General features: G+C 40.8%; 20 protein-coding genes and 1 pseudogene. 6 read left to right on the plus strand and 15 right to left on the minus strand.

Translation table 11 applies throughout. The features are described 5' to 3' along the window. Positions 1-38: 38 nt before the first annotated feature. The gene (locus MHI35_RS17185) at positions 39-260 is read right to left on the minus strand and encodes a DUF1450 domain-containing protein (protein WP_003215259.1); all 222 of its coding nucleotides are present in this window, start codon (positions 258-260) and stop codon (positions 39-41) included. 238 nt (positions 261-498) lie between these two features. Here MHI35_RS17185 and MHI35_RS17190 point away from each other — a divergent pair, with 238 nt between their 5' ends. Continuing rightward, entirely contained in the window at positions 499-1,299 is an 801-nt protein-coding gene (locus MHI35_RS17190) for an RsfA family transcriptional regulator (protein ID WP_335349698.1), read from the plus strand. Positions 1,300-1,333: 34 nt separating this feature from the next. On the opposite strand, the gene MHI35_RS17195 is transcribed toward MHI35_RS17190, so the two are convergent. The 5 genes from MHI35_RS17195 to MHI35_RS17215 all read right to left on the minus strand — a co-directional run bounded on the left by MHI35_RS17195 (position 1,334) and on the right by MHI35_RS17215 (position 5,873). After that, positions 1,334-1,567: a DUF5970 family protein gene (locus tag MHI35_RS17195; protein WP_119125513.1), complete on the minus strand. Its 234-nt coding sequence runs from the start codon at positions 1,565-1,567 to the stop codon at positions 1,334-1,336. Beyond that, positions 1,564-3,840, minus strand: a complete 2,277-nt coding sequence (locus tag MHI35_RS17200) for a glycosyltransferase (protein ID WP_335349697.1) — start codon at positions 3,838-3,840, stop codon at positions 1,564-1,566. The genes MHI35_RS17195 and MHI35_RS17200 overlap by 4 nt, the downstream gene beginning before the upstream one ends. 118 nt (positions 3,841-3,958) lie before the next feature. Then, a complete protein-coding gene (locus MHI35_RS17205; RefSeq protein WP_335349696.1) occupies positions 3,959-4,444 on the minus strand; it encodes a tetratricopeptide repeat protein in 486 nt (161 codons plus the stop codon). Positions 4,445-4,473: 29 nt separating this feature from the next. Beyond that, positions 4,474-5,319, minus strand: a complete 846-nt coding sequence (locus tag MHI35_RS17210) for a lipoate--protein ligase family protein (RefSeq protein WP_335349695.1) — start codon at positions 5,317-5,319, stop codon at positions 4,474-4,476. A 167-nt stretch (positions 5,320-5,486) separates the two neighbouring features. Further along, positions 5,487-5,873 carry an SMI1/KNR4 family protein gene (locus MHI35_RS17215; protein ID WP_335349694.1) on the minus strand — a complete coding sequence of 129 codons (387 nt, stop codon included), beginning with the start codon at positions 5,871-5,873 and terminating at the stop codon, positions 5,487-5,489. 242 nt (positions 5,874-6,115) lie between these two features. Between MHI35_RS17215 and MHI35_RS17220 the strand changes: the two are divergent. Then, a pseudogene (locus MHI35_RS17220) lies at positions 6,116-6,297 on the plus strand (protein rep); the annotation flags it as partial. A gap of 45 nt (positions 6,298-6,342) precedes the next feature. Here the strand turns inward: MHI35_RS17220 and MHI35_RS17225 are convergent. The 8 genes from MHI35_RS17225 to pta all read right to left on the minus strand — a co-directional run bounded on the left by MHI35_RS17225 (position 6,343) and on the right by pta (position 13,080). Next, positions 6,343-6,975 (minus strand): hypothetical protein, encoded by a 633-nt coding sequence (locus tag MHI35_RS17225; RefSeq protein WP_211062640.1) that lies wholly within the window; start codon positions 6,973-6,975, stop codon positions 6,343-6,345. A 25-nt stretch (positions 6,976-7,000) separates the two neighbouring features. After that, positions 7,001-7,243, minus strand: coding sequence for a hypothetical protein (locus MHI35_RS17230; RefSeq protein WP_211062641.1), 243 nt, complete (start codon positions 7,241-7,243; stop codon positions 7,001-7,003). 533 nt (positions 7,244-7,776) lie between these two features. Then, the gene (locus tag MHI35_RS17235) at positions 7,777-8,043 is read right to left on the minus strand and encodes a hypothetical protein (RefSeq protein WP_335349693.1); all 267 of its coding nucleotides are present in this window, start codon (positions 8,041-8,043) and stop codon (positions 7,777-7,779) included. A 13-nt stretch (positions 8,044-8,056) separates the two neighbouring features. Beyond that, the gene (locus MHI35_RS17240) at positions 8,057-9,391 is read right to left on the minus strand and encodes a TRAP transporter large permease subunit (RefSeq protein WP_335349692.1); all 1,335 of its coding nucleotides are present in this window, start codon (positions 9,389-9,391) and stop codon (positions 8,057-8,059) included. A gap of 45 nt (positions 9,392-9,436) precedes the next feature. Beyond that, positions 9,437-10,312, minus strand: a complete 876-nt coding sequence (locus tag MHI35_RS17245; RefSeq protein WP_335349691.1) for a prephenate dehydrogenase/arogenate dehydrogenase family protein — start codon at positions 10,310-10,312, stop codon at positions 9,437-9,439. A gap of 12 nt (positions 10,313-10,324) precedes the next feature. Continuing rightward, the gene (locus MHI35_RS17250) at positions 10,325-10,996 is read right to left on the minus strand and encodes an RraA family protein (protein WP_335349690.1); all 672 of its coding nucleotides are present in this window, start codon (positions 10,994-10,996) and stop codon (positions 10,325-10,327) included. 145 nt (positions 10,997-11,141) lie between these two features. Next, the gene (locus MHI35_RS17255; protein WP_211062646.1) at positions 11,142-11,993 is read right to left on the minus strand and encodes a MurR/RpiR family transcriptional regulator; all 852 of its coding nucleotides are present in this window, start codon (positions 11,991-11,993) and stop codon (positions 11,142-11,144) included. Positions 11,994-12,108: 115 nt separating this feature from the next. After that, positions 12,109-13,080 carry a phosphate acetyltransferase gene (pta, locus tag MHI35_RS17260; RefSeq protein WP_144520240.1) on the minus strand — a complete coding sequence of 324 codons (972 nt, stop codon included), beginning with the start codon at positions 13,078-13,080 and terminating at the stop codon, positions 12,109-12,111. A gap of 240 nt (positions 13,081-13,320) precedes the next feature. Here pta and hemQ point away from each other — a divergent pair, with 240 nt between their 5' ends. Together hemQ and MHI35_RS17270 are read left to right on the plus strand one after the other, a co-directional pair. Beyond that, the gene (hemQ, locus tag MHI35_RS17265; protein ID WP_211062647.1) at positions 13,321-14,091 is read left to right on the plus strand and encodes a hydrogen peroxide-dependent heme synthase; all 771 of its coding nucleotides are present in this window, start codon (positions 13,321-13,323) and stop codon (positions 14,089-14,091) included. A 67-nt stretch (positions 14,092-14,158) separates the two neighbouring features. Then, positions 14,159-15,319 carry an MFS transporter gene (locus tag MHI35_RS17270; RefSeq protein WP_335349689.1) on the plus strand — a complete coding sequence of 387 codons (1,161 nt, stop codon included), beginning with the start codon at positions 14,159-14,161 and terminating at the stop codon, positions 15,317-15,319. Positions 15,320-15,530: 211 nt separating this feature from the next. Here MHI35_RS17270 and MHI35_RS17275 read toward each other — a convergent pair whose 3' ends face one another. Beyond that, complete coding sequence (locus MHI35_RS17275) at positions 15,531-16,010, minus strand: Lrp/AsnC family transcriptional regulator (RefSeq protein WP_335349688.1); 480 nt, start codon at positions 16,008-16,010, stop codon at positions 15,531-15,533. Positions 16,011-16,155: 145 nt separating this feature from the next. Between MHI35_RS17275 and MHI35_RS17280 the strand changes: the two genes are divergently transcribed. Together MHI35_RS17280 and MHI35_RS17285 are read left to right on the plus strand one after the other, a co-directional pair. Beyond that, positions 16,156-17,388: an MFS transporter gene (locus tag MHI35_RS17280; RefSeq protein ID WP_335349687.1), complete on the plus strand. Its 1,233-nt coding sequence runs from the start codon at positions 16,156-16,158 to the stop codon at positions 17,386-17,388. Between the two features lie 149 nt (positions 17,389-17,537). Then, a complete protein-coding gene (locus tag MHI35_RS17285) occupies positions 17,538-18,140 on the plus strand; it encodes a bacilysin biosynthesis protein BacA (RefSeq protein ID WP_144520225.1) in 603 nt (200 codons plus the stop codon). The last annotated feature ends 1 nt before the right edge of the window (position 18,141 follow it).

Consider the following 18,141-nt stretch of genomic DNA (forward strand, 5'->3'; position numbering starts at 1 on the left):
GACCTCTTTTTAGGTCGACTGAACACATTCAGTGACATTTATTTGACTTTTTTTTGAACCTTTTCGAGTAACTCATCTTCTGTTGGTGCGGATAATGGGCGATTGTTTACAAACGCAAAAGCCTTTTTTCGTCCTGGACCACAATAGGATTGACAGCCAATTTCAATTTTTGCATCAGGGTCAACCGATTTGAGTCGAGGCAACAACGTCTTTAGGTTCGTCGCATCGCAATCGTCACATACGCGAAACTCATTAGCCATGGTCTTACGCTTCCTTTCAATGATGAACTTCATTTAATATGAAACAGTTGGACAACCAAGAGTCATAATATACCACCCAACATTGTACATCGAAGTTGCTGGACTTGCAAGACGCATGATAATCGCTGAGACGCGCTCATATAAAAGCTAGTATTTTCCACTATCCTTTTAGCAAACTTGTATAAACCGTCTTGAACTTGGCTAATCTAATACCATCAAATCATATGGGGGTTTAAACATGTCAAAACAAAGACAAGATGCTTGGTCAGAGGAAGATGATCTCCTTTTGGCGGAAACCGTCTTACGTCACGTGAGAGAGGGCAGCACACAGTTGAATGCATTTGAAGAAGTTGGAGATAAGCTAAATCGCACCTCAGCGGCTTGCGGTTTTAGATGGAATGCTGTTGTGAGGCATCAATATGAAAAAGCTCTAGCCCTTGCTAAAAAACAGCGGAAACAACGCATGCGTGCGCTCGGCAATGGCCAGCCTGCAAAGAAACGATTACTCTATCAGCCGCAAGTAGAAGAAACGGTCACGCAAGAGGAATTCTCGCAGGAGCTGGAACCAGCGAAGGAAGAAATGTTTGCACCAGCATCTGAAACGGCAGAGCAGCTCAAGTTTGTAGACCAAAGCTACAATGAAGAGTTAGCTAGTTTATCACACTTATTGTCACAGGCTTCTCATGTCGTAGAGAAAAAGCCAGAAGCCAATCCTTTTAGGCAGCAACAGGAGTTAACCATCGAAGATGTCATTGATTTCTTGCGACGCTATGAAGGCGATGGTCAGCAATCCTCTGCCTTACGCATGGAAAACAGCCGGTTAAAACGAGAAAATAACGAACTTTCACATAAAGTCACGCAGCTAGAAGCAGAAGTGAAAAAGCTTGAAAAGGATCAGCTCACGATTCAAGAAGATTATGAAACACTCGTCAAAATCATGAACCGTGCAAGAAAACTAGTTTTGTTTGAAGAGGACGACACTGCCGCTCCAACCTTTAAAATGGACCGAAACGGCAACCTCGAAAAAATGGCAGAATAACAAAAAGTGCTCCCCATCTGCGGGAAGCACTTTTTTAAATGCCCAAAAATAGCATCACACTAAATAGGACATTAATCAAAAAGACAAACATAAAAATATATCTGACTTGTCTCACCTGAAAATCACCAAATATAAAAATATACAGACCTGCGATGCCAAGTGTCAGTACAGGCTGAAGAAACGGCACTAAAAGCGAAATGCCGTAGCCGGCTCCTATGATAATGGGAAGCCATAGTAAATAGAGGTAACCGCCGTTTTTTGATTTCAAGAAACCACTCCCTCTCTTTCTTCTATCTGCTTGATGTCAGGTTGAACAAATTTGAATCCGACCATTGTGCGGCCGCGTCTTTTTGAAGTCCAAACGGCAATTGCGGGCTGATCCGTCAGAGATTCTGCGTCAATGGTGATCCGCACTTTCTCATGTAATTCAATGACAGCTTCAGACTCGATTTTACACCCATATACACTAATATCATGTATGACAAGCGGCACCTTCTCTTCTAATCTGCCCTCATATGATAACGTGCCTGTCACACCTTTTAAAGGTTTTCTCATCCATTTTCGCCGTATAGCCTTTGGCACTTTCTCCGTTTCTCTTATAAAGCGGAGAAACGTCCGAACAGCATAGGATTTTTTCTCACGATCCGTAATAGCTACATGCTCTCGTGTGAATAGGAAGCGGATCAGTGATAGATACTCTGATTTTTGTGTGTCAGTAAAAGCAACACCTACCATCAGCTTGTCTTCCTCTGGATAGCTCCAGACCACGTCACACGTCACGCTTTCATCCTCTGTAAAAAATAATTGCTGTTGTCCTTGATAAAGAGAAGAAGCTTGATCCAATGGAATGGAGAGTCGCGCTCCTGAATCACTCATATCTAGTAGAAAACAAGCAATCGACTGATCTTGATGATCAGAACGAAGCTGTCCCTCTTTTTCAATGATAAATCGCTCTGATTTTCGATAACGCGGACGGTCAAACGCCACAAGCAGTGCCATGAATAGACCTGCACCGTTATACATCACCCAAAATATATTAATCAATGTGAGATCAGCATTCATCGTCCCATTTACCTTCACATCGTATCCTATTTTCACTAAGACAAGCAATGAGAGTAGCAAAAAGATCAAATGGGGAATCATCGTTTTCAAATGAAAGTGTCTTTTGTCTGTTTGAATTCCCTTTGGTGTGACAAGAAATTCCACTCTCTTTTTGAAAAACAGCTCACTTAAAGCCACACCAGCTAGGTGAAATGCCATTGAGCTTTCATAAATATGACTCCAAAACATGCTTCTTTTTTGATTCGACACCAGTTTAAATGCTAAATAGGAACTAAAGAACGCCGGTAGCCAGAACATGAAAATGGACTGGAAATCTGCCCAGAAACTTTGAATACCAAACAATAAAAACAAAATCGGTGTGAGAATGTAAATCATTTTAAACAAACCGTTAAACCAATACACAATACCATCTAAATAAAGAACTCGCTGCATCAGCGTTAAGCCGCGAACCTTCAAAGGATTAAACTTACGGGCACACTGAATGTTCCCTCTCGACCACCGATCTCTCTGCTTTAACAGATCCAGCCAGCTTTCAGGTGCCAGACCGACGGCTAATACTTCTCCGACAGACACAGATTTAAACTTGCCTTGGAGCAGCATTCCTGTCGCCATGTCTTCTGTAATCACCCCAGTAGCAAATCCGCCAATTTCATCTAAGGCCATTCTTCTAAACACAGTATTACTACCGACATACATCACAGCATTAAAACGATCCTTCCCAGCTTGGAGGGTTTGCATGAAGAAGTCCTGCTCATTTGGAATTCGATCCTTCGAGAACATATTGTATTGAAAAGGATCTTCGTTATAAAATGCCTGTGGAACTTGAACAAACGCCGTCGCTCCATCATGAAAATAAGGCACTGTTTTTTCTAAAAAGGCAGGAAGAGGAACCATATCGGCATCAAGTGTGAGAATCAGCTCCCCATTCGTTTGAGACATCGCATGGTTTAAATTACCCGCCTTCGCAAACTTGTTATCGGTTCTCGTCAGATAATGAACACCAAACTCAGAAGCAAGCTGCTCTACAGACGCCCGTTTGCCATCATCACATAAATAAATGTGGACTTTGTCCTTTGGATAAGAGAGATTCACACAACCTGCAACCGTGCGTTTCAGCACTTCAATTGGTTCATTATATGTAGCTATGAAAATATCAACTGTTGGCAGCCTATCAAGATCACTGATCATGACTTGCTTCCGATTGGAAGGTTTCCAAACAAGTGTATAAAACACAAGCAGCTGTAAAAATCCAACGCATTCACAAGCAACAAGCAAAATACCCATCACAATGTTAAAAGTACCTTCATGCGGCAGTGTAAAGAAAAGACGCCAGCAAATATAGGCGGCATTTGTGAACACACAGAGCACAATGATGATTTTTTTAACCGTAGAGGCTATCGGTTGAATACGATACATCATATACAACACAGACAAAACGCAAAGCATAAACAGCGGGTAATACGTGGTGAATAATGACAATACATTTTCCTTCTTTCTTATGTCATAAATGACTATCGCATAAAAAATTCATAACGAAGGAGGGGATTCTTCTATAACAGTGCCCCTCCGTTTCTATTTGACTATTCTATTAAATGGTTTATTTCCACAATTTATCTAACTGATTCGAATAAAAATCAATCGCTTTTCGATAACTCAAAATAGTAGGATCTGTTGTCGTTTCAGTTAAACAATTCAGTAATATTTCCATTGCTTTCGTATGTTCTTTCAAATTATACAAAGTCATGGCATAAAACGTTTGAATGGCTTTGTTATCTGGATAAGTTTCTATCCCTCGTAGGAATATGTGCTTGGACTTTTCATATTCTCCTAAGGTTCTGTATGTACTTCCTAACCCTAGTAAAGCGTCTTCTAGTTCTTCTGAAGACAATCCTAACTCAATGGCTCTTTCATAAAAAAAGACAGCTTGCCTTTCCTCTCCTAGCAAGTCATAACTCCAGGCACATTGATAATGAATAGAGGCATCGTCTGGATACTCCTCTACAAGATGAGAGAGCATTTCATTTGATTCTTGAAGGTGTCCACTTTTTCGAAGTTCAATGGCTTTCTCGAGCTTGGTTTCCATCACTTCACCTCTATGCTTTTCAAGATTTTTTAAGAGAACACCTTTTCATTCCGCTCAATCATCCGCGTCATGTTTTTTTCAAATTCTAGCTGTTCATCTGCGTTCAGTCCTGACGCTGTCAGCTGATCACTTAACGTTTGAAGCTCTTCTAGTAAAAGACGCATAAGAAGCGCACAATCAATTGGTTCTCCAGTTAATTCTGATAAAGACGCCATCGTATCAGGTTGTATATCAGGAAATACGGCCTTCACTTCTTCTCGTTTGTCCTTTAAGGCGGCGTCATAAAAACGGCGGATCAAGTCAGCACGTTCCCGCCCGCTTCCATCTGCACACAAATAAATTTGCACAGCAACTCCACCACGTAATCTACGCTGAGAAATGCCTGCAAATTTCTTTCCATTGATGCTTAGATCATAACTGCCCGGACAATAAGAGCCGACAATCTCATAAGCTTCAATGTCCACCTCATACTTAGACAGCATCCGCCAGACCAATTCCACCATCGCATCATACCCGCGGTCAATATCAATGCCCTTTTTTTGTTCTGCAAAGATCAATGACACATTCAATACACCTTCATCCAGCACCACAGCAAGGCCGCCTGAGTTGCGTACAATGACGCGATAGCCCTCTTCTTCGAGGAGCTTTACACCATCTTGGAGAAAAGGAAGTCTTGTATCCTGAATCCCAAGCACAATTGTATTGTGATGCACCCAAGAACGCGCTGTCGCTGGTGAGAGTCCCTTCCCGACCGACGCACAAAGCGTATCATCCATCGCAAAGGATTGCTTCGGGTCCACATAAAGACCGAGGCTCGATTGATCTATGATTCGCCATTTCGGCTGTGTCAGTAACTCAATAGGTTCATTTTTCATGTCCTGCATATCCTCTCGTTCATAAACTGTGTTTATTATAACACGGGAAGAATGGAGGGAGAATCGAAGAGATCATTAAAAAGGCTCCATGACATTTAACGTCACAGAGCGTTCAGTTGGATGATTCAGTTTTACTTTTCAGTGATTCATACATTTGAAAACTGTGTTCATTCAACGATGCATCCTCCACTCACCCATTCCAACAAGTTTTCAGTCACCAACTCTGCATACTGATGGTCCATCACACCAGCGTCCACAATCCATACGCGTTTTTCTTCTTCGGTCTGACGCATGAGAAATACTTGTCCGCCACCATCGTCGCCAATAGCTACATAGCCGTTGGCATAATGATGAACTTCCCACGTTGCATTGCGTTCCGCAAGGTCCTCAGTGCCGTATATTAGGACATCGCCTCCAACGGAACATCCATTTGTCTGTTTAAGTAAGGTCTTATGAGCATGAGGGAGTACCATGTTTAGTTGGGATTCTGCCTTTTTGATTTGTTTGTCACTTGCTGGTTTAGGATTGTAGGGATTTTGAGAAAAATTGATCATTTCGGAAAGCCTCCTAAAGGGTTTAACTAGCTTTTAATCAGCTAATTTTGTCATGATCCTTTTATACATCCACATCAGCAACATCAATAGAAAATGATGAGATCAATTTTCAATACTTTCTAACCATCTATTAAAATTAATGTTCCAATTAAAGAACCACACCTCACGGTTAGTCTTACACCTTTAATGAGTACACGAGTTCGTTCATGATTTTATACTATCTGCCATGTAGATAAATCTAATTGAATGCGAGAATGCTCATCGGCTACAGCGGTATTTTGAAAGAGATTCATAAGGAACTGAATTTGACGGATGCCGAGAAAGGGGATCTTGTCAGAATTGAAAAAGAGATGAAGTAGCCAATGAGACGTTTGAAGTCATGGCACATTGGCATGTTGGTATTAAAAATTACATAATTAAGTAAAAATGCAGGCTAGAAGATAGCCTGCTTTTCTATGTTGTTTCATATTTATTTTTTTGCTACACAAGATACAGTTCCTAAAGGCATGTATATTGATCCTACGAATTCTCCTTTAAGATAAACTCCTTTTTTATATTTATTGCAAAGATTAAGACCACTTATCCCTAGAGAAGCAACTGCTATAATTAACAATGATAGGGCAGTTGGGTTTAATCCTAGTTTCATTCTAATTAAGCCTGAAGCCACTCCGAATATGCCACCACTAAAATTTGTAACATCGTTTATTCTTTGTATTTGTTTTTGAGAAATGTAAATACCACTTGCTTTTTTAGCTAAAGTTGAGATTTCTCCGTTATCTATGATTCTTGAGTTTAATGAATTGTTTTTTTGGTTTTCAGGATTTTCAATATAAGCTTTGTAATCTTGGTATACTTTTTTTTCTTCAGTTGTAAGAGATGCGATTTTTTTGTTGCTATTATTTTTTAAGTCTTGAAAATCAATTCCTTTAGAAACCATTTTTTCTAGTGTAACTATTAATTTGTTAAATTCTTTTTCAAATTTAACAACATCTGTTTGTGTTTTGTTTGAAACTTGTGCATGTGCGTTGGTAGGTGAAATTGATAATGATAGTGTTGCGCATAGGAACACTAAACTTAAAAATAAAATCCCGTATTTTTTCATAATATACTCCCCGATCCTTTTAAGTTTATTTTATACTTCGATGATTTTTATCATTTTTCATGTTTTTTGTTTTTCTGAATAAGAAGTCACTCATGAAAAATATGATTAAACCAACCATCAAGATCATAAAATATAAATTAAATCCTGTTTCCTTAAAAAATGAATATAAAGAACTTATAGATAATGCAATTAGATAGAATACAAATGCTATTCCTGCTGCTTTATCTGTGTACTTTCTTTCTTCTTCTGTCAATTTTTTAAAAAACAATGCCATTACCTCCTTAATAATTACATAATTGTTAATATATAGAAATAGATATCTTGTATATTTAAGGTTATTTTAAACAAAATGATTTTCTTAATTTACTTTATACAGTTTTGGCGAATATCGTTAGATTTTATCATACTCACATGTGAGTGTATAAGTGGACTATTGTCATGAATGTCTTATTTTCAAAATTTCCACCACTTTCTTTGTTGAACTACAGCAATCATTTTTTTGTTTCATGGATTCTTTCAAAGCAAGCAAGAGACTTTAATCTCGCTTTTTTTGTTGTTCATCAAATTGTTCGATTCGTTTAAGGATGGCCCAGTTAAATTCTTCATGCCTTTTAATGAGATCGGCGTCAAACACCTCTATTCCTCAAATAGCTCTCCTCTATTTTACCATTTTATAGAACGAAAGGAATATGATTGAAAACAATTTCAACGGAAAACGAATCGTATGTATTGGATTATCACACCTATTCCACACGCACAAAAAAGCTGAATTCACCAACTGAATCCAGCTTTTGACGACGCTTATTTGACCGAATCACCAGCTGATGCGGATGGTTGATCGCTAAATGATGTATCTTTCTTTTCAGGGATATAATGAAGAGAGAAACTGACAAGACTAAAAAAGGCACTTAACACCAGTGTTGGGTTTTTGAATAGATTCGTACTCGCAATAATCATATCTCCCTTTTGCAAGAGAATCCCTAGTATTTGGCCAAATACCAACATGGTACCTGAGGTTAAGAAAAGGACAAGCAACACTTTAAATAAACATTCCATCAATGCTCTCATGTGTTTCTCCTTTCTATACTGGAAGTATGCCCATTCCGATGAGCCAGCCAATTCCTACAATCGGCAGCAGATAGTAAAGAATGAGTGGTATAAATGTTTTCTCTGGACGGGCTCCTGCAAGACCAGAAGCGATGAAAATGGACCCTGATGCCGGCGGGGAAGCGCCTTCTGTTGATGAAAAGGCAAGAATGGCGACAACAGCGACAACCGGATCTACTCCGACTGAGATTAAAGCTGAAAATGAGACAAGTCCAACAGCTGTTAACGTGGCTGTTGAAGATAATGGTCCAGCCACCAGCGTGACAAGAACACCAACAATAAGCACCATGAGCCACTTTGGAATGGTAAGTACTGATGTGATATGTGTCAAATCTTCTGCGAGTCCTAATTCAGCAAGCACCTGACTAGCAGCAACAGCAAACAGCATCAAGGCACCGATCGTTGTAAACTTAGGAATGGCCGACTTGAAAAACTGAGACCAATCTAGTGCAGACGCCTTTTTTCTTCCAATTGTTAAACTAATCAGCATCATGAGAATCGGAATCCACGTAATTAAAGAAACTTGATCCATTGCCTCTGGTCCAATATTTGGATTACTTTTTAAATAGTTTGCCAGAGGGCCAATTGTGATGATGATCGGGATCAAGGCACCGAAAAATATAAAAATCGATTTCCATCCCTGTTTCACAGCTTCTCCAAAGGGAACAATATCATCTGGTGGCATCGCTTGGATTTTATTCTTTTTCACCAGAATATACACCAAAATAAACCGGTATATGACTTGATACAGTCCTCCTATTAAAAGAGCAATATATAAATCCCCTTCAGAGACAAGGGCTGCAACTGGTGCAAAGCCGAGCATGATAAACATAGAAGAATTCGGAGGCAGCGCGGCTCCAAGTCCGCCATTCCCGGCTAGAATCGTGGCCGTATGGGTTCGGCTCCATCCTGATTTAATCATCCAAGAAGCCGTAATAGAGCCAGTGGCAGCTGTATTTGCAGAATTTGAACCTGAAAGAGCACCTAACACTGCTGAACCTAACGTACTCATATAAGCTGCGCCACCTGGAAGTCTACCGATGACCGAATTCAGGATGCGCAAGAGTGCGTGAATTAATTCCAGCTTCTCGATTAAATAAGCCATGAATACAAACGCAACGGCTGCATAAAGCACCTCATAAGTAGATGCAAATAGTAAACCATCCCAAAACAGTCTAAGCGCATCCATTCCACCAAACAAAGTGGTTGCAATAAAGCCTAACAGCATGGCTTCTCCCATATTTCGTTTCACGATGACATTCCATATAATGATGACGGCTATGAATACAATCAATGCAATAAAACCCATGTCGTTTCTTCGCCTCCCCTTCATATAATAAAACGCTTACAAAGATCACCCTTGCTGCATCACATCAATGACTTCTTCCCAGCTGGCGGGTTTTTCCCCATTAAACCGTTCAACGAATTGAAAGTCTGCTAATCTCTCTAGCTTCTGTTGTGCCGCCCGTGACATGCTCGCATCAATATGAGCTGAATCCAGCATTTCAATAGAGCCAAGTAATTCGATCGCTCGTCTTTTTGCATGTAAGGCACTTCCTGTTACAAGACGATTCATCGTCTCTTCAAAACTTTTGCTGTCCAGCGTTTCGCTTAGTGAAGAAATTACTTGATCTTCGACATTATATTTTTTAGAAATTTCCAAAAATTCAATAAGTAAAGCGACGATTCCTTTCATATAAATGCTTCGTATTAGCTTTAAGGCTGAAGCATCTCCGGGCTGATCACTGATTTTTGTAATATTCATACCGTATTCTTTCGTTAATTCAATGAATTGATCTGTTCCACTACCGCTTGCCGTGATTGGAACCTTATGTTTATTGACTGGGAGAGGTCCTAGCATGGCGGCATCTACAAATAGAGCTTCTTGCTTTTTCATTTCGTCTGCCACTTGTTTTTTGATGTCTGGAGTTGATGCCGATACGTCCACATATACTTGATTTTTTTTCAAACTTCCTAATACCGATTGAGCCACTTCTAAGGTTTTATTCGCTGGCACAGCCGCAATGACAATATCAGATTTCTCAATGACCTCTCTCACATTACTTGTTAATTCGACGCCTGTACGAGCTGCTTTTTCTTGGATTGTTCCAGCCAGTTTCTCATTCTGTAATAATACATCATACGCATAAAAATGATTTAATCCTTCTGTTTTCAATCCCGTTGACAGCTCATATGCAGCTTCTCCATAACCGATAAAGCCTATCTTCATCACAGATCCCCCCTATCGCTGGAATTTTTTCATTTTGCCCTCTAGCCATGCAGGTGCTAGGAGACTGATATCCTGCTTTTCTTCGCTTATATAATGTTGAATGGTTTTTAATCTTTGATGTTCATATGCTTGTTTCTCTTCAGCCAGAGACAGCATCTCTTCTGCCTTCTCCTTCGGGACAATCACTACTCCATCATCATCTGCAACGACCAAGTCACCTGGTGATACTTTGACCCCTCCACACGAGATGATGTCATTCAATTCACCAGGCCCATCTTTAAAAGGTCCATTCGGCATGAATCCCTTACTATAGATTGGAAAAGCTAATTCCTCTAAAGCGACTTTATCGCGGACAAGACCGTCGATCACGATTCCTTCTATTCCAACAGCTTTTGCAGCACCTGCCATCAATTCTCCTAAATATGCGTGACCTTTATGATCTTTCCCATCAACGATGAGTACATCGCCTACTTGCGCAGAATAAATCGCTTGGTGAAGAAACAGGTTATCTCCTGGCCGTAAGCTCACGGTAAAAGCTGTGCCGACGATATTCATGCCTCTCGCAACTGGTTTGATTTGATGATCCATCGCGCCGGTGCATCCCATCACGTCTGACAGCAAGGTTGAATTAAGCTTTCTTGCCCTAGCTAAAAGATCATTTGACACGAAATGAACAGTACTCATTGTTTCCATCATCCCCTTAGAGTTATATTCATTACATCGATTTAATTTAAAGTAATATATATTACTTTTGTGATATGATCATACCACCTCATTTTTAAATAGTAAAGCGCTTTCAAAAAAAATAAAAAAATGAGTTATCACACGACTAATGTGTTGTGTGATAACTCATTTTCGTTAACATATGATTGATTTGATCTAAACGTGGTTTGGTTCTTTCTGGATCATTCATCGCTAATGCACTTAAAATGAAATCGACGATAAAGATAGCAGATACGACAGAGTTATGAGAGCCTACACTTGCTGAGGAACATGGTAATACATATTGTGCATATTTGGTTAGTGGAGAGCTGTAGCTGTCTGTGATTAAAAGAACTTCCACCCCATAAGACTTCGCTGCTTCCATCAAATTCTTCATACGCTTTGCATAGCGCGGATAGCTGACCGCTATAATGAAATCACCGGAATTGAAATGAACCAATTCATCCACCCAGTCACTTTGATCTGCATCAATATACTGGCAATTGCCTAAAAGCCGATTGATTCCGAACGACAAGTATTCGCCAACAGGTCTTCCACTTCGGACACTTGTACACAAAACGTGGCGCGCGCTAGCTATTTTCCCAACAATTTGTTGAAAGGTTTCTTCCGTGATATTGTCTAATGCGTACTGGATATTTTGAAATTGCAGTTCTACATGGTTATGCAGGAGCTGACTCTTATTTGAATGCTTAAGATTCGCTTCAAGTCTCGTTTGAGGGTCGGCTTTATGCTTCATAGCTGATTGGAGCTCTTTTTGAAACTCAGAAAAACCGGAATACCCCACAGCAGCAGAGAATCGCATGATGGTTGCTGTACTCGTCCCGACTTTTGACGCCAATTTATCAACAGTTAAAAAAGCGACCTCCATTGGATGTTGTACGATATAATCTGCAATTCTCCTCTGTGCATCGGTTAAACCTACGACCTTATGCTGAAGCTTATGTATTAAATCCTCCATTTTAGCACCTGCCCATCCTATCGACTTGATCTCTCTTTATTGTACACATTTGACCAAAATAAAAAAACAGCCAGCACGAATCTATCGCGCTGACTGCTTTAACGATGATACTATTTTATAGTGCTTGAGCTGCTGTGATAAGCGCAAGGTTGTAAACGTCTTCGGCATTACAGCCTCTTGAAAGGTCGTTTACTGGCTGGTTTAAGCCTTGCAAGATTGGACCTACAGCTTCAAAGTTACCTAAGCGCTGTGCAATTTTGTAGCCGATGTTTCCAGCTTCTAGGCTAGGGAAAACAAATACACTAGCATCGCCTTTAATGACGGAATCTGGTGCTTTTTTCGCTGCTACTGAAGGAACGAAAGCTGCATCGAATTGGAATTCTCCATCAAGTACAAGCTCAGGTGCCTTTTCTTTTGCAATACGAACTGCTTCAGATACTTTTTCTGTTTCGTCTGATTTTGCTGAGCCTTTTGTAGAGAAGCTAAGCATTGCCACACGTGGTTCGATGTCGAACATTTTGGCTGTGTTTGCACTTTCGATGGCAATTTCAGCTAGATCTTGGCTGTCTGGTGCAATGTTGATTGCACAATCAGCAAACACATATTGCTCTTCGCCACGAGCCATGATGAAGACGCCAGAAGTTTTCTTTACGCCTTCTTTTGTTTTAATGATTTGAAGTGCTGGGCGTACTGTGTCAGCAGTTGAATGTGCTGCACCGCTCACAAGTCCGTGTGCAAGACCTTTGTACACAAGCATCGTACCGAAGTAGTTTTCATCTAGTAATGCTTTTCTTGCTTGCTCTTCAGTTGCTTTGCCTTTACGTCTTTCGACGAAAGCTTGTACAAGCTCTTCAAAACCTTCATATGTATGAGGATCATACACGTCAACACCATCAAGTGTAAGACCTAATTCTTTTGCTTTTGCTTCAACTTCTTGTTTTTTACCCACAACAATTGGCTGCAAGACTTTGCCATCTGCTAGTTTTTGAACGGCTGTTAGAATGCGTTCGTCCATTCCCTCAGGAAAAACGATCTTTACTCCTTTACCTGCAACCTTTTCCTGAACTGTTGAAAAAATATCTGCCACTTATATACCCTCCTTGATTTTACAAAAAAAGCGTTCTCTTTTAAGCATACTCTTCTTCTACATAAATTCAAACTACCAACTTACATTATAGCGCTTACAAAATAAATTCTTATTTTTCAAACTAATTAAATCAATTTCCATAATAACTCACTTCGCCGTTCAAGTTTTGATCACATCTTCATTTGGACAAACTATGTTATAGTTGGAACAGATGGAAAACTGTTAATAGGAGTGAAATAAATGAGCGAACAACATACAACCAATGAAGCAGCTCAAACACTAGACGGCTGGTATGCACTGCATGATTTTAGAACCTTTGACTGGACAGCTTGGAAGCTGTTGACAAGTGATGAGCGTCAAGCGATTCTTCATGAGTTCACAGGTCTATTAGAAAAATGGAAAATAGCTGAGCACAATAAGACTGGAAGCCAAACAATCTATAGTATTGTCGGCCAAAAAGCAGATATTATGCTCATGATTTTGCGTCCAACCATGGAAGAACTGGGTGAAATTGAACTTGAATTTAACAAGACACGACTAGCAGAGTTTACGATCCCAGCTTATTCGTACGTTTCAGTTGTTGAACTTAGCAACTACTTAGCAGGAGGCGGAGATGGTGGAGATCCTTACGAGAACCCGCATGTACGTGCGCGTCTATACCCAGAGCTCCCTTCTTCTCAATACGTGTGCTTCTATCCAATGGATAAAAGACGTTCCGGCAATGACAACTGGTACATGCTCTCCATGGATGAGCGTAAATCTCTTATGAGAAGCCACGGCTTAATCGGCCGCAGCTATGCGGGTAAAGTAAAACAGATCATTACAGGCTCCGTCGGTTTCGATGATTATGAGTGGGGCGTCACTCTTTTCTCTGACGATGTGCTTCAATTCAAAAAATTGGTTTATGAAATGCGCTTTGATGAAGTCAGTGCACGCTACGGTGAATTTGGTTCCTTCTTTGTTGGAAACCGATTAGCAAACGAGCAGCTGGCGTCTTATTTCCATGTATGATAAACTCTTAAGGCTTCGGATCTTTCCGAAGCCTTTTTATGTATTTTTTTAGAAGGGTGATCACATCATGAAAAACTTCCCCATCGCTATTTTTGGTTTAACGCTCGGTGCGTTTTCGATTGGTATGACTGAATTTGTCATTATGGGACTTTTGCCAAACGTTGCTAACGACCTTCATGTATCTATCTCTGCTTCAGGGCAGCTGATTACTGGATATGCACTTGGTGTGGCAGTTGGCGGACCTATTTTGACGTTATCGACTGGGAAAATGTCGAGGAAACGTCTTCTCATTTTATTAATGATCCTGTTTGTGGCGGGAAATGCTGTCGCTGCTGTATCAACCTCTTATGGTCTATTAATGGCGGCACGTATTTTAACATCATTTGCTCACGGGACCTTCTTTGGTGTCGGAGCGATCATGGCAGCACGGCTTGTACCTAAGGAGAAAAGTGCAAGTGCGATCAGCTTCATGTTTACAGGACTGACGGTCGCCAATGTACTAGGTGTGCCGTTCGGTACCTTCATTGGAAATCAATTCGGCTGGCGTATGTCGTTTCTCGTCATTGCCGTCATTGGACTCATTTCCTTAATCGGTATCATCAGCTTAGTACCCAATCAATCGAAGGAAGAAGTACTGGATATTCGAAATGAAGTGTCTGTTTTGAAAAAGCCACAAGTGCTCGTCTCCTTTGCAATGACGATCTTTGGTTTTGCAGGTGTGTTTACAGCTTTTACGTATATTAGCCCGATCCTGCTGCAAGTGACTGGTTTTCAGGAAAATGGGGTGACGCTCATCCTTGTTCTTTTCGGACTTGGGGTCACCATCGGGAATTTAGTTGGCGGAAAGCTTGCCGACTGGAAGCTGATGCCAAGTATTATCGTGTCACTGATTCTGCTGATAGCTGTCCTATTATTGTTTACAATCACTTCAGAATTCAAAGTGCCCGCTGTGCTGACCATTTTTGTGTGGGGAATCATTTCATTTATTCTTGTTCCTACATTGCAATATCGCACAATGAACATGGCACATGAAGCACCGACACTCGCATCAACACTTAGCCATTCTGCCTTTAATATCGGGAATGCCGGAGGTGCAGCGCTGGGTGGTCTTGCCATTGAGCTTACACATTTACAGCTTGTACCATTATTTGCTGCAGCTGTAACCTTCATCGGACTCATCATTACAATCATGAGCGATCAGTCAGATAGACGAACAAAAAGGACCTGAGGCAGGTCCTTTCAGCGTGTAGACAAACCCTCGCATTCGGTGTCAGATCTGCGCTTCGGTGCTCACGAATGTTCAATTCGCTCCGCTCCGATGCTCGTCCTTCCTAGACTGCAAAGGTTTTCTATCACGCTGAAAAGAAGACAAAGGGCTAAAATCAAGATCATTTTAGCCCTTTGTCAACAATCTGACAGGACCTGAATCAGGTCCTTTTTTATTTCATTATGGTCATTTCTGGCTCTTCTATTTGTTTCACACGTTCCTGAACTGGGTGGAAAAAGGAGTGCTCGGATAAGACGATATGAGATACGGTTTTTGTAAACCCAGACACTGCCTGAATAAAGGCTTCAATTTCTTCAAGGGACGCGACTGACAGCTTAATGAAAAAGCATGACTGCCCTGCCACTCGATACGCAAAAAAAGCGCGTGGGTGCTGATTCATAAAAGCCACAAAACGTTGATACTCCCCGTTTAGCACTGTGACTTCCAGCAGACAGTCAATCATAAGCCCTAATTTTTTATAGTTCACCTGAACCGAATACCCTTCGATAATCCCTGCATCCTCTAATTTACGCACTCTTTCTGCTACCGCAGGGGCGGATAAATTGACTCGTTTGGACAATTCCCTCATAGATAAACGGGCATCTTCTTTCAATTCATTTAAAATATGCTCATCAACATCGGTGATTTTCATTTGTACCTCTCCTATCCAAAAATCGTTCCATTTGAAAAGTATTTTATGATATTACTTATGATGCGAAATGTAAAATAAAACTAAATAATGGTAGAATTTATTTTAACGGAATTGAATGAAAAAGCAAGTATGGAGGGATCACCTGATGAAAGAATCTTTAGACAGCCAGACTTCTAAAACATTTCCCATCACACTTGCCATTGCGCTGACACTTGGGGTCTTTGCGGCGGGATCGGAAGAACTGGTGATTTCACCACTGCTACCTGATTTATCAAACTCCTTTCAGCACTCTCTTGATATTCTCGCTCTTTCCATCAGCATTTATGGGTTAGCTGTGCTGGTTGGAGCCCCACTGCTTGTTCCTTTAGGGGACCGGTATTCAAGGGAGCTATGTCTGATCATCGGTCTTTCTTTCTTTTTGATTGGGACCGTGATGTGTGCGGCTGCCCCGAATTTGGCCGTGTTTTTTGCCGGTCGTGCTATTTCTGGGCTTGCAACCGGTGTATTTGTGCCAACAGCCTATGCGCTTGTCGGCGACCGGGTACCTTATGAATATCGAGGCAAAGTGATGGGACTCATTGTGTCGAGTTGGTCTCTTTCTCTTGTCCTTGGTGTACCAATTGGCGCCTTCATCGGGCAGAGTTTAAACTGGCGATGGACGTTTTGGATTTTCGCCATCATGAGTCTCATTGTCCTGCTGCTCGTCATCCTTGAATCTCGTAAACAAACCGCCACAGCGAAAACAGGAACACCTCAAACTACAGAGAAAGCTGGCTCTTTATGGGGAGCTTTAAAAATTGATCGTGTCCCCGCCTATTTGACTGTGACATTTTGTAATATGCTTGGATTTTATGGCATGTACTCATTTTTAGGAGCGTATTTGCAAAGTTTGTTTTCTGGAGGTCAATCAACTGCTGGACTTCTGATCATGGCTTACGGGGTCGGCTTTTCTATGAGTGTATTTACAGGGAAATTAGCAGACTGGTTTGGCAAAACTCGTTCTCTATTTTTTGTGCTGGGCGGCATTACGCTCGTTCTCGCCTTACTTCCTTATGCTCCTTTCTCATGGACATTGCTAATTTTAGCCCTATTTATTTGGGGGGCCATGCAAAGTTTATCCGTCACGCTTTTGAGCACTGTTCTAAGTGACTGCTCCCAAACCCACCGAGGCAAAGTGATGGCTTTTTACAGCCTTGCGTCCAATCTTGCCGTTATGCTTGGTTCCGCTCTGATGGGACCTGTCTATGTCCATTTCGGATATCATACGGTCGGGCTTCTATGTGCCCTTATTACGCTCGTTGGTTTTCTTATTAGCTTCGTCAGCTATAAACGTGAACGAACCTTACAGCAGAAACATAAAAAAACAATTGAAACGTAAGCTCCACCCACTGCACATCAAGGTATGTGCAGTTTTTTAGATCAATTTTTAATATCATCATAAAATACATTTTTTATAAATTTTGTTGACAATTGCCAATTTTATTTTTTATAATCTAGTAAAAATTTGAAAAAGATTGGATGGTAAACATGATCTTAAAGAATGATGTTTTTCATTTCAAAGAAGAGCCCATCGTTTCACCTAAGATGTTTACAGTCAATACACTAGGCCCTAAGGGGACAAGCAGTGAATACGCAGCAAAACATTTCATCTCTCATTCCGCCACTACACTCGGCACTCAAACGAAACTATCCCTTTACGACTCGTTCGAAACTTGCATTGAACATACTCTCTCTCACGCACTCCAATACACTCTCGTTCCACACGCATACGAAGGAATCAAACACTTCTACATGAGACCTGACCTACAGCTTTTACAAATTTTCAGATGTGACACACCCATGTATGGTTTGGCCGTCAGACCAGATTTTCCATTTCATGAACAAATGCTCCACCATTTAAAAATTGTCTCTCACCCTGCCCCTGTCAATTTGATTCAATATTTCATTCACCAAAATGCTGAATTTGAGCTAGTCAATTCAACAAGTACTGCCGCACAAAAAGTAAGAGACGGCGAATTTGATTTCGCTTTAACCAATGAGGTAGCCAGAGCCACATATGGCCTCACCTTCGTTCGAACGTTTAAAAGCATCCCTATGAGCTGGTCCATATTCGGAAAAGGAGAGATATAAT

Source organism: Bacillus sp. FSL K6-3459 (genome assembly GCF_038003305.1).
Lineage (GTDB): Bacteria > Bacillota > Bacilli > Bacillales > Bacillaceae > Bacillus > Bacillus pumilus_O.

Excerpts from the sequence above, each read along its gene's own strand:
- MHI35_RS17185 (WP_003215259.1), bottom strand. The coding sequence starts at position 260 with ATGGCTAATGAGTTTCGCGTATGTGACGATTGCGATGCGACGAACCTA.
- MHI35_RS17190 (WP_335349698.1), top strand. The coding sequence starts at position 499 with ATGTCAAAACAAAGACAAGATGCTTGGTCAGAGGAAGATGATCTCCTT.
- MHI35_RS17205 (WP_335349696.1), bottom strand. The coding sequence starts at position 4,444 with ATGGAAACCAAGCTCGAGAAAGCCATTGAACTTCGAAAAAGTGGACAC.
- MHI35_RS17210 (WP_335349695.1), bottom strand. The coding sequence starts at position 5,319 with ATGAAAAATGAACCTATTGAGTTACTGACACAGCCGAAATGGCGAATC.
- MHI35_RS17215 (WP_335349694.1), bottom strand. The coding sequence starts at position 5,873 with ATGATCAATTTTTCTCAAAATCCCTACAATCCTAAACCAGCAAGTGAC.
- MHI35_RS17225 (WP_211062640.1), bottom strand. The coding sequence starts at position 6,975 with ATGAAAAAATACGGGATTTTATTTTTAAGTTTAGTGTTCCTATGCGCA.
- MHI35_RS17235 (WP_335349693.1), bottom strand. The coding sequence starts at position 8,043 with ATGAGAGCATTGATGGAATGTTTATTTAAAGTGTTGCTTGTCCTTTTC.
- MHI35_RS17240 (WP_335349692.1), bottom strand. The coding sequence starts at position 9,391 with ATGGGTTTTATTGCATTGATTGTATTCATAGCCGTCATCATTATATGG.
- MHI35_RS17245 (WP_335349691.1), bottom strand. The coding sequence starts at position 10,312 with ATGAAGATAGGCTTTATCGGTTATGGAGAAGCTGCATATGAGCTGTCA.
- MHI35_RS17250 (WP_335349690.1), bottom strand. The coding sequence starts at position 10,996 with ATGAGTACTGTTCATTTCGTGTCAAATGATCTTTTAGCTAGGGCAAGA.
- MHI35_RS17255 (WP_211062646.1), bottom strand. The coding sequence starts at position 11,993 with ATGGAGGATTTAATACATAAGCTTCAGCATAAGGTCGTAGGTTTAACC.
- hemQ (WP_211062647.1), top strand. The coding sequence starts at position 13,321 with ATGAGCGAACAACATACAACCAATGAAGCAGCTCAAACACTAGACGGC.
- MHI35_RS17270 (WP_335349689.1), top strand. The coding sequence starts at position 14,159 with ATGAAAAACTTCCCCATCGCTATTTTTGGTTTAACGCTCGGTGCGTTT.
- MHI35_RS17275 (WP_335349688.1), bottom strand. The coding sequence starts at position 16,010 with ATGAAAATCACCGATGTTGATGAGCATATTTTAAATGAATTGAAAGAA.
- MHI35_RS17280 (WP_335349687.1), top strand. The coding sequence starts at position 16,156 with ATGAAAGAATCTTTAGACAGCCAGACTTCTAAAACATTTCCCATCACA.
- MHI35_RS17285 (WP_144520225.1), top strand. The coding sequence starts at position 17,538 with ATGATCTTAAAGAATGATGTTTTTCATTTCAAAGAAGAGCCCATCGTT.